Here is an 11,489-nt window from a genome sequence, read left to right on the forward strand (position 1 = left end):
TCGGAAAGAGACAGGGGACGTAACAGTTACACAAAACAAGAGCTTTGATAGATGAGGGGGTGTCGTTTCGCGGGAAACGGCAGTCCCTTAAAAGATCTGAATGGGAGGAAAAAGGTGGCATTTACACATCTGCATGTGCATACAGAGTACAGTCTGCTTGACGCATCGAGTAAAATAAAAGAACTGACCGCCCGGGCGAAGGAACTGGGGATGGACAGTCTGGCGATTACCGACCACGGCGTCATGTACGGCGTGATCGATTTTTACCGGGCAGCCAGGGAAAATGGGATCAAGCCGATCATCGGCTGTGAGATCTATGTGGCGCCCGGATCGCGTTTTGACCGGGAGGCGGGAAGCGGCGAGGATCGCTATTATCATATGATTCTGCTGGCGGAAAATAATACCGGCTATCAGAATCTGATGAAGATCGTTTCCAAGGGCTTTGTCGAGGGCTTTTATTATAAACCGCGTGTGGATGACGAGGTGCTGAGAACCTACCATGAAGGCATTATTGCACTCAGCGCGTGTCTGGCGGGCGAGATCCCGAGGTATTTGTCGAGAGGCATGTATGAGGAAGCGTGCAAGTCGGCGCAGAAATACCGCGATATCTTTGGACCGGACAATTTCTTTCTGGAATTGCAGGATCATGGCATCCCGGCGCAGCGGACGGTCAACCAGGGCTTGATGCGGATGAGCCAGGAACTGCAGATTCCGCTGGTGGCGACGAACGACTGCCACTATATTTATAAAGAAGATGTGGAATCGCACGATATTTTGCTCTGTATCCAGACGGGCAAAAAAGTCACGGACGAGAACCGGATGCGCTATGAGGGCGGGCAGTTCTATGTCAAATCCGAGGAGGAGATGCGTGCGCTGTTTCCGTATGCACAGGAAGCACTTGACAACACGCACAAGATCGCCGAGAGGTGCAATGTCGAGATCGAGTTTGGCGTGACGAAGCTGCCGCAGTATGATGTCCCGGACGGATATACGTCCTGGGAATATCTGCAGAAGCTCTGCGGGGAGGGCTTTCACAAGCGCTATCCGAACGACGATGGGACGCTGCGGGAGCGCCTGAGGTATGAGCTGGACGTTATCCATTCGATGGGATATGTCGATTATTTCCTGATTGTGTGGGATTTTATCCATTTTGCAAAATCAAACGGTATCATGGTCGGTCCGGGACGTGGTTCGGCGGCGGGCAGTATCGTCGCGTACAGTCTGGAGATCACGGACATCGACCCGATCCGCTATCAGCTGATTTTCGAGCGTTTCCTGAACCCGGAACGAGTTTCCATGCCTGATATCGACGTCGATTTCTGTTTCGAACGGCGTCAGGAGGTTATCGACTATGTCGTGCGGAAATACGGAAAAGACCGCGTCGTGCAGATTGTTACCTTCGGTACGCTGGCGGCAAAGGGTGTTGTCCGCGACGTGGGGCGCGCGCTTGATATGCCGTATGCACAGTGTGATGCGATCGCAAAAATGATTCCGGGTGATCTCGGCATGACGCTAGACAAGGCGCTCAAAGCCAGTCCGGATCTGCGTGAGGCGTATGAGTCGGATGATTCGGTCAAATATCTGATCGACATGAGTAAACGTCTGGAGGGGCTGCCGAGACATACCTCCATGCATGCGGCGGGCGTTGTCATCAGCCGTGCGGCGGTCGATGAGTATGTGCCGTTGTCCAGGGCATCTGACGGTTCGATCACGACCCAGTTTACGATGACGACGCTGGAAGAGCTGGGACTTCTGAAAATGGATTTCCTGGGTCTTAGAACCCTGACGGTTATCCAGAATGCGGTTCGCCTGGTGGAGAAAACGACCGGAAAACCGCTTGATATAGATAAGATCGATTACAACGATAAAAAGGTGCTGGATTCGATTGGAACCGGCAAAAATGACGGTGTGTTCCAGCTGGAGAGTTCCGGCATGAAAGGATTCATGAAAGAGTTAAAGCCGGAAAACCTGGAGGATCTGATCGCCGGTATTTCCCTGTATCGTCCGGGTCCGATGGATTTCATTCCACGTTATCTGAAAGGCAAAAATGACAAGGCTTCGATTGTCTATGAGTGCCCGCAGTTAGAACCGATTCTGGCGCCGACCTATGGCTGTATCGTCTATCAGGAGCAGGTTATGCAGATCGTGCGCGATCTGGCTGGCTATACCTGGGGACGAAGCGACCTGGTGCGCCGTGCGATGGCAAAGAAAAAAGCGGCAGTCATGGAGAAAGAACGCCAGAATTTCGTCTACGGCAATGCACAAGAGGGCGTAAAGGGCTGTATTGCGAATGGGATCGACGAGAAGACGGCGAACCATATTTACGATGAGATGATCGATTTTGCGAAATACGCCTTCAATAAGTCGCACGCGGCGGCGTATGCGGTTGTCTCCTACCAGACGGCATATCTGAAATATTACCATCCGGTCGAATTCATGGCGGCGCTGATGACCTCGGTCAAGGATAATGTTACGAAGGTATCGGAATATATCATGAGCTGCCGTCAGATGGGTATGAAGATCATGCCGCCGGATATCAATGAGGGCGAGGGCGGCTTCTCTGTTTCGGACGGCGCGATCCGCTATGGTTTATCGGCGATCAAGAGTATCGGTCAGTCGGTGGTGGATGAGATTGTGCGGGAGCGGACCGAACATGGAAAATTCCGCTCGCTGGAAGATTTTATTGACCGGATGTCGGGCAGGGAAGTCAACAAACGCACATTGGAAAGCTTTATCAAATCCGGTGCGATGGACGGGCTGCCGGGAACCCGCAAGCAGAAAAGTATGGTCTGCGGTTCGATGGTCGATCAGAAGAATAAAGAGAAGAAAAATACGATGGAAGGGCAGATGTCACTCTTTGATTTTGCAGCGGAAGAGGACAAGAAGAGTTTTCAGATCACATTTCCGAATGTCGGAGAGTATTCGAGGGAAGAATATCTGGCATACGAGAAAGAAATGCTGGGCGTCTACGTCAGCGGGCATCCGCTGGAGGAATATATCGGCACCTGGGAGAAAAATGTGACGGCGAAGAGCTCCGATTTTGTTGTGGATGAGGAGACCGGTTCGGCGGTGGTTCACGACGGCGCGTATGTGACGATCGGCGGAATGATCACCGAGAAAACGGTTAAGACGACCCGGAATAACAAAATGATGGCGTTCCTGACGGTGGAAGATCTGGCGGGAAGTGTGGAAGTGCTGGTATTCCCGAAGGATTATGAAAAACGGCGCGATATGCTGATAAAGGATGAAAAAGTCTTTATCCGCGGGCGCGCATCGGTCGGCGATGAGCCGGTCGGAAAACTGATCTGCGAGCAGATTATCCCATTTTCGCAGGTGCCGCGCGAGCTGTGGATTCAGTATGCGGACAAGGATGCGTATCTGGCGGGAGAGAAAGAACTTCTCGACCTCCTGAAAACAAGTGATGGAAATGACACCGTGATCATTTACCTGGGACGTGAGCGCGCGAAAAAGGTTCTGCCGCGCAACTGGAATGTGCGGGCAGGCGAGGCGCTGGTGACGACGCTCAGCGAGATGCTGGGCGAGAAGAACGTCAAGGTGGTGGAGAAGCCGCTGGGGAAGATTTCTTCATAAGTGTTAAAATTTGCATTGGACATTGGAAGCTTTGGTAACTGAGCACGTATGTGTGAACAGTAACACGCTTTGGCGACATGTTAAAAAAATATCATAAAAAATCTTGAAATGACCTATAAAATGAATTACAATAAAATTGTTTGAAAATTGTGGTAGCACGCAGTGCAGAACAATTTGGTATCAGAAGGGTCAAAAGATTCGAAAATAAAACGGCTGGTTCACGGTTGGGGATGTGAAGCGGAAAGCCTTAGGACGGAGGAATAAGCGATGGCAAAAGAGGTTAAAACGATTGGTGTACTGACAAGCGGCGGCGATGCGCCGGGTATGAATGCAGCGATCCGTGCGGTGGTCCGGACTGCGATCAACAAGGGCATGAAGGTAAAAGGTATCATGCGTGGTTACGCTGGACTTTTGCAGGAAGAGATTGTGGACATGGACGGAACCAGCGTGGCAGATACGATTGGCCGTGGCGGTACGATCTTATACACAGCCCGCTGTCCGGAATTTATGACCGAGGAAGGTCAGAAGCGCGGCGCAGAAATCTGCCGCAAGCACAACATTGACGGTCTGGTCGTCATCGGCGGCGATGGTTCCTACCGCGGCGCCGGAAAGTTATCCGCGCTGGGAATCAATACGGTAGGTCTTCCGGGCACGATCGATCTGGATATTGCCTGCACCGATTATACAATCGGGTTTGATACCGCGATCAACACGGCGATGGAGGCGATCGATAAGGTAAGAGATACTTCCACCTCCCATGAGCGCTGCAGTATCATCGAGGTTATGGGACGCCACGCGGGATATATCGCCCTGTGGTGCGGTATCGCTAACGGCGCCGAGGATATTCTGCTTCCGGAGCGGTACGATGGCAATGAGCAGATGCTGATCAACCGCATCATCGATAACCGGAAACGCGGCAAGAGACATCATATTATCATTAATGCCGAGGGCATCGGACATTCCGCGTCGATGGCGAAGCGAATCGAGGCGGCAACCGGCATCGAGACACGTGCGACGATCCTTGGTTATATGCAGCGAGGCGGCGCGCCGACCTGTAAAGACCGCGTCTATGCGTCCATCATGGGCGCCAAGGCGGTGGAGCTGCTGGAAGAAGGAAAGACCAACCGCGTGGTAGCATATAAGCACGGCGAGTTTCTGGATTTTGATATTCAGGAGGCGCTGAATATGAAGAAGGATATTCCGGAAGATCAGTATGAGATTAGTAAGCTGCTGATTCGTTAAGGAATTTGATGGCTGCTTGTGAGATGGGCTGGCATATGAACGGAGAACAGGCTTCTCAGGGATAAAGGGAGAGCCTGCTCTCCGTTCGTGCGTCAGCCCTGTTTGTGGGCAATGGAAAATGAAACAGATGGAGGTGTAAGAAAATGGCAGAAATGCAGAATCCCAATACAGATGGGGACTCCACCGTACTCTGCGGTGCGAATTCGTATGTGGAAAAATATTATCTGAATGAGCAGTTTTCGGGGCTGCCGGAGTCAATTAAGCAGGAATTGCAGATCATGTGTGTCATGTACACAGAGGACATCGGCGGTATTATTTTGCTGGAGTTTATGCCGGATGGCAGACTGCAGTTTAAGGTTGAGGCGGAGGAGAATGATTACCTCTTTGACGAGATCGGAAGCGCGCTTAAAATCAAGCAGTATCAGGCGGAGAAGCGTGAGCTGCTGGAATCGCTGGAGCTGTATTATAAGGTGAAGGTGCTGGGAATCCCGGCGGACGAACTGTTAGACGACGAGCAGATGGAACGGTATCAGGAAGATTAGAAATAAAATGAAGATTGGAAACGTAGAATTAAAAAATGCAATCGCCCTTGCGCCGATGGCAGGTGTGACGGATCTGCCGTTCCGTCTGCTCTGTAAGGAGCAGGGATGTGGTTTGATGTACACGGAGATGGTCAGCGCGAAGGCGCTTCTTTATAAGAACCGCAATACAAAGCCGTTATTAGAGACGCGGCCGGAAGAAGAGCCGGTTGCGGTGCAGCTGTTTGGCTCAGATCCGGAGATTATGAGCGAGATGGCGCTGCAGCTGGAGGAAGGACCGTATGCCATCATCGACGTCAACATGGGTTGTCCGGTGCCAAAGATTGTCAATAACGGCGAAGGTTCGGCACTGATGAAGGATCCGAAGCTGGCAGAGCAGATTTTGACGGCGATGGTAAAGAAACTTCATAAACCGGTTACGGTCAAATTCCGCAAGGGATTTAATGATTCGAATATCAATGCGGTTGAGTTTGCGAAGATGGCAGAGAGCTGCGGCGTGGCGGCGGTAGCCGTGCATGGACGGACGAGAGAGCAGTATTATTCCGGAAAGGCGGACTGGGACATTATCCGTCAGGTCAAAGAGGCGGTTTCAATCCCGGTCTGGGGAAACGGTGATGTATTTACACCGGAAGATGCCAAGAGAATGAAGGAAGAAACCGGCTGCGACGGCATCATGGTGGCGCGCGGTGCGAAAGGAAATCCATGGCTGTTTAAACGGATTCTCCACTATCTGGAAACCGGAGAACTTCTGCCGCCGCCGACTGCGGAGGAAGTAAAGAGGATGATTGTCCGCCATGGGACGCTTCAGACGGAATTTCGCGGCGAGGAGATCGCAATGCGGGAGATGCGTAAGCACGTGGCATGGTATACGGCAGGATTTCCACATTCGTCGGCGCTTCGCAATGATATAAACCAGGTGGAGACGCTGGAGGAGCTGGAACGGCTGGTGGATGAGAGAATTTAAGAGAAGGATGAATGTGTGGAATCAAAACGATGGTTGTGTTACATGGGTGGACGAAATCGGAAGGCACAGAAAAAGCACGAAAATGTAGGATTTTCCCTTGTTTTTAAAGCCATTATGGCACTTTGTGATTCTTGACATTACACCAAGAATCATGTATAATAGTGCGATGCAATTATTAGGGGATTCAATGATGAATCAATAGAAGGAAGGATAGCTGTCATGGCAGAAAAGAAGAACATTTTAACTTACACAGGATTGAAAAAGTATGAAGATGAACTTCATGATCTGAAAGTAAATAAACGCCAGGAGATCGCACAGAAGATCAAAGAGGCGAGAGAGCAGGGCGACCTGTCTGAGAACGCTGAGTATGATGCAGCAAAAGATGAACAGAGAGACATCGAGGCAAGAATCGTAGACCTTGAGAAACTGTTGAAAAACGCAGAGGTTGTTGTTGAGGATGAGATCGATCTGGATAAGATCAGCATCGGATGCCAGGTAAAAGTTCTGGACATCGAAGAGGATGAGGAGATGGAGTTCAAGATCGTGGGTTCCACCGAAGCTAACAGCCTGGAAGGCAAGATTTCCAATGAGTCTCCGGTAGGTCGTGCCCTGCTTGGCAAGAAAGCCGGCGAGACAGTAGACGTAGAGACACAGGCAGGTATTATCCAGTACAAGATTCTGGACATCAGAAGAGTATCATAAGTGCGAACAGTAACAGGAATACGAAGGAGTAAGAAAAGATGGCAGATCAGAACAAGAAGAATCAGCAGGAACCGGATATCCATCAGCTGTTAAAGGTTCGTCGTGAGAAGCTGGCAGAACTTCAGAATGCAGGCAAGGATCCGTTCCAGATTACAAAATATAACCAGACCCATCATTCTCTTGAAGTGAAGAAGCTTTATGAAGAGCATGAGGCAGAGATTCTGGCAGGCAGAGCCCCGCTGAATACAGAGGGCATGGATGAGGCTCAGGCAAGAGAAGCACTGAATGCAGATTATAATGAGAGAAGAGCGATCATGGATGCACAGCCGATTCACGTATCCATCGCAGGACGTATGATGTTTAAGCGTGTCATGGGTAAAGCGTCCTTCTGCAATATCCGTGATTTACAGGGAACCATCCAGGTCTATGTGGCAAAAGATGCAATCGGCGAGGAGTCCTATGCAGACTTCAAGAAATCCGATATTGGTGATATCTACGGCGTAGAAGGATTTGCATTCCGTACCAAGACCGGTGAGATCTCCATCCATGCAGAGAAGATGACCCTGCTTTCTAAGAGCCTGCAGATTCTTCCGGAGAAATATCATGGTATTACCGATACGGATATGCGTTATCGCCAGAGATATGTGGATCTGATCATGAACGAAGATGTTAAGAAGACATTTATCAAACGTTCCCTGATCCTCAAAGAGATCCGTAACTTCCTTTCTGGAAGAGACTTTATGGAGGTAGAGACACCGACCCTGGTATCCAATGCCGGCGGTGCTGCTGCACGTCCATTTGAGACCCATTACAATGCACTGAATGAGGATGTTAAGCTCCGTATTTCCCTGGAACTGTATCTGAAGAGACTCATCGTAGGCGGACTTGAGAGAGTTTTCGAGATTGGCCGTGTATACCGCAACGAGGGCGTAGATACCCGTCACAATCCGGAGTTTACCCTGATGGAGTTATACCAGGCATATACCGATTATGAGGGCATGATGGAGCTGACCGAGAGCATGTTCCGTTATCTGGCTGAGAAAGTGTGCGGAAGCACAAAGATTTCCTACAACGGTATTGAGATTGATTTCGGTAAACCATTCGAGCGTCTGACCATGAACGATGCCATCAAGAAATATGCCGGCATTGATTTCGATGCGGTGGAAACCGATGAAGAAGCGAAACAGCTTGCAAAAGAGCATCACATCGAGTTTGAGAATCGTCATACTAAGGGCGATATCATCAACCTTTTCTTCGAGGAGTACTGTGAGAAAGAACTGATCCAGCCGACCTTTATCATGGATCATCCGCTTTCTATCTCCCCGCTGACCAAGAAGAAACCGTCCGATCCGAATAAGGTTGAGCGTTTTGAGCTCTTTATCAATACCTGGGAGATGTGTAACGCATACTCCGAGTTAAACGATCCGATTGATCAGAGAGAGCGTTTTGCACAGCAGGATGCTAATGCGGCAGCAGGCGATGATGAAGCACAGCATACAGATGAAGATTTCCTGAATGCACTGGAGATCGGTATGCCACCGACAGGTGGTATCGGATACGGTATCGACCGTCTGGTTATGCTTCTGACCGACAGCCCGGCTATCCGTGACGTACTGCTGTTCCCGACAATGAAGTCACTGGATGCTGATAAGAAAGCTTCCAAGACTTCCGAAGCAGCTCCGGCAGAGGCTGAAAAACCGGTTGAAAAGATTGATTTTTCTAAGGTAAAAGTCGAGCCATTGTTTGAAGAAATGGTTGATTTTGATACATTCAGCAAGTCAGATTTCCGTGCAGTAAAGGTTAAAGAGTGTGTTGCAGTACCGAAGTCAAAGAAACTGTTACAGTTTACGCTTGATGACGGAACAGGCACAGACAGAACCATTTTAAGCGGTATTCATAGCTTTTATGAGCCGGAAGAACTGGTTGGAAAGACTCTTATTGCTATCACAAATCTTCCACCGAGAGCTATGATGGGCATTGACTCTTGCGGTATGCTCCTCAGTGCTATCCACGAAGAAGAAGGCGAAGAAAAGCTCCATCTTCTGATGGTTGATGACCACATTCCAGCAGGTGCAAAGCTCTATTAAGATGAGAAACTGAGCCTTGCGTCGGTGTGCGCTTGCGAACACCGACATAAGGTGAAAAACGCACGGAGACGCCAGTCGACGTGATGTAAAGATGTACCGTTTTACCGAATAGACGGGACGTACTTCATTTGATAAAAAACTAAAAAAACAGCGATTTACATCAAACTTACATCAATTGATGCAGAAATCGGTGCAAGCAAGAAAAAATCGCATAATTAGTGCAATGAGTGGGCAATTCCAATCGGAGTTGCCCATTTTTAAAACAAACAGAAATACAAATCGGGAGTTGGAGGATACACGCATGAAAATTGTAATCATTAATGGAAGTGCCAGAAAAGGAAATACGCTGGCAGCAATCAATGCATTTATAAAAGGAGCGTCAGAAAAGAATAAAATTGAAATCATTGAACCCGACAAACTCAACATTGCACCATGCAAGGGATGTGGTGTCTGTCAATGCTCTAAGGGATGCGTCGACAAGGATGATACAAATTCTACAATTGACAAAATTGCTGCCGCAGATATGATTCTTTTTGCTACACCAGTTTATTGGTGGGGAATGTCAGCACAATTGAAACTTATCATTGATAAGTGCTACTGCCGTGGATTGCAGTTAAAAAACAAAAAAGTTGGCACAATTGTTGTAGGTGGTTCTCCCGTAGGCAGTATCCAGTATGAGCTGATTGATAAGCAGTTTGACTGTATGGCAAAATATCTTTCATGGGATATGCTTTTCAAAAAATCATATTACGCAACAGCCAGAGATGAACTTGAAAAAAATAAGGATTCCATGAACGAACTTGAGTGGATCGGAAAAAATTTATAAAGCACACACCAAATTCCAGTTTGTCAACTTGCCCTTTGAGAGAGGAGAAATCCTTTTCTCAAAGGGCTTTTTCTATTTATACAGATATTCGCAAACTACAAGATAAAACCAAAACTTCATATACTCTAAGCACAAGGAGGTTGAGGTTTGGCTATGAATAACAGTTTAGCAGAAGTACACCCGGAGCTTGTTTCGGAGCGGTCGGAGAAGAACTTACCGCTTACACCTGATACTTAAATGAAGAAGAACGAAGCCCAGTGATACAATCACTCATTGCACTGAAGAACAATTTAGTAGCTCAGGGACGATACACCGATGCAGTAGATGATGTTCTATGTAAAGTGCTTGAAGCAAAGAAAAAGAAATTGAAAATTGAATACATTTAGAACGTGTTTTGTCGTCTGTTTCCTAACCGGAGCAGGCGGCTTTTTTTATTTCGAAAAATTTTTTGAAAAATTTTTTGAAAAGCAGCGATTTTGGGTGTGCATTTCATACCCCTTTGTCCAAATGAGTGAAGTCCTTCAGGAAGCAGGTGGACAGTTAGAGCGTTCTGAAATTAGAGACAGAATTAGTGAGTTAGATGAGCATATTGCTGAATTTGAACAGAAACTATATACATCTAATAAAACAGGAAATCAGTACAAAAAATTTGATTTTAAGTTTAATTTTGCTATTAAAGAGCTTAGTTATGTCGGACTCATCTGCCACCTGCCGTCTGCCGGTGCATGAATACTTTCAAGTATCAGGAGTAAGTAAAAGTAGATTGACAGATAATATAGAAAAGCGTATTATAATAATAAGAGGTGGGATTTCCCACACAAATGCTTGCGTAGGAGGTGTTGGTAATGGAAGCGATGAAAGATTATGTTGCCCATCTGGATAACAAAAAAAGAATTACGCTCAGAGGAGCTGCTTATCAGTATTACAATGTAAAAGAATACGGAAATGGCTGCATTATTCTGGAACCTCGGGAACTGGCAGTGCCAGAGAGCATTTCAGCCAGAACTCTGGCAGATATGGATCGTGCAGTAAGTAACTTTAAGAGAGGCGATGTTTCCCCGGCTATTGACCTGTCAGATTTTTAAAAGGAATAAGAGATGAATTTTAATATACGAATGGGAATTCCTGAAATGCAGGAACTTTGGTTAGATCTGCAGGAGAAATATCGTTCCGGTAATATAAAAAAGAAGGAAGAACAGTTGTATAAAAAATGGGGAAAGGCTTTAAAGCTGTTGTCGGCTGCTCCGGGTTATCCGAGTCTTCAAACCCATGAAATAGAGCCATTATCCAGACGTTATGGAATGAAAGTGTGGCAATCATATCTGGAAAATAAAACCAGTGGCGCAATGAGAATGTACTGGGTTTATGGACCGGACCAGAAAGATATTACAATTATCGGACTGGAACCACATCCGGAAGATAAGAAAAATGGCGCATACGACCGAATTTCACTGTCGGATTTGTAGAATAAAACTGAATATGGAAGTGAACTACTCGGTAACTAAGTTACCAGAGCATCTGAAATCTGGCGGGATACC

Annotated in this window: 10 protein-coding genes; all 10 read left to right on the top strand. The window is 47.7% G+C overall.

All coding sequences use genetic code 11. The features are described 5' to 3' along the window. The first annotated feature begins 114 nt into the window (after nucleotides 1–114). Nucleotides 115–3,591 carry a DNA polymerase III subunit alpha gene (locus DXC57_RS12765; protein ID WP_118652961.1) on the top strand — a complete coding sequence of 1,159 codons (3,477 nt, stop codon included), beginning with the start codon at nucleotides 115–117 and terminating at the stop codon, nucleotides 3,589–3,591. A 267-nt stretch (nucleotides 3,592–3,858) separates the two neighbouring features. Continuing rightward, a complete protein-coding gene (gene pfkA, locus DXC57_RS12770; protein ID WP_117795852.1) occupies nucleotides 3,859–4,833 on the top strand; it encodes a 6-phosphofructokinase in 975 nt (324 codons plus the stop codon). 143 nt (nucleotides 4,834–4,976) lie between these two features. Beyond that, nucleotides 4,977–5,375: a DUF6145 family protein gene (locus tag DXC57_RS12775; RefSeq protein WP_022359305.1), complete on the top strand. Its 399-nt coding sequence runs from the start codon at nucleotides 4,977–4,979 to the stop codon at nucleotides 5,373–5,375. A gap of 7 nt (nucleotides 5,376–5,382) precedes the next feature. After that, nucleotides 5,383–6,336 (top strand): tRNA dihydrouridine synthase DusB, encoded by a 954-nt coding sequence (gene dusB / locus DXC57_RS12780; protein ID WP_117795850.1) that lies wholly within the window; start codon nucleotides 5,383–5,385, stop codon nucleotides 6,334–6,336. Between the two features lie 219 nt (nucleotides 6,337–6,555). Next, nucleotides 6,556–7,038 carry a transcription elongation factor GreA gene (gene greA / locus DXC57_RS12785; RefSeq protein ID WP_118652963.1) on the top strand — a complete coding sequence of 161 codons (483 nt, stop codon included), beginning with the start codon at nucleotides 6,556–6,558 and terminating at the stop codon, nucleotides 7,036–7,038. A gap of 38 nt (nucleotides 7,039–7,076) precedes the next feature. Next, a complete protein-coding gene (gene lysS / locus DXC57_RS12790; protein ID WP_118652965.1) occupies nucleotides 7,077–9,125 on the top strand; it encodes a lysine--tRNA ligase in 2,049 nt (682 codons plus the stop codon). A gap of 301 nt (nucleotides 9,126–9,426) precedes the next feature. Next, nucleotides 9,427–9,951, top strand: a complete 525-nt coding sequence (locus DXC57_RS12795; RefSeq protein WP_055176454.1) for a flavodoxin family protein — start codon at nucleotides 9,427–9,429, stop codon at nucleotides 9,949–9,951. A gap of 372 nt (nucleotides 9,952–10,323) precedes the next feature. Next, the gene (locus DXC57_RS15770; RefSeq protein WP_243015324.1) at nucleotides 10,324–10,680 is read left to right on the top strand and encodes a winged helix-turn-helix domain-containing protein; all 357 of its coding nucleotides are present in this window, start codon (nucleotides 10,324–10,326) and stop codon (nucleotides 10,678–10,680) included. Nucleotides 10,681–10,796: 116 nt separating this feature from the next. Then, the gene (locus DXC57_RS12805; RefSeq protein ID WP_005609451.1) at nucleotides 10,797–11,036 is read left to right on the top strand and encodes a hypothetical protein; all 240 of its coding nucleotides are present in this window, start codon (nucleotides 10,797–10,799) and stop codon (nucleotides 11,034–11,036) included. A gap of 12 nt (nucleotides 11,037–11,048) precedes the next feature. Further along, a complete protein-coding gene (locus DXC57_RS12810; protein ID WP_118652967.1) occupies nucleotides 11,049–11,417 on the top strand; it encodes a hypothetical protein in 369 nt (122 codons plus the stop codon). The last annotated feature ends 72 nt before the right edge of the window (nucleotides 11,418–11,489 follow it).

This window comes from Clostridium sp. TF06-15AC, assembly GCF_003481165.1.
GTDB lineage: Bacteria > Bacillota > Clostridia > Lachnospirales > Lachnospiraceae > Otoolea > Otoolea fessa.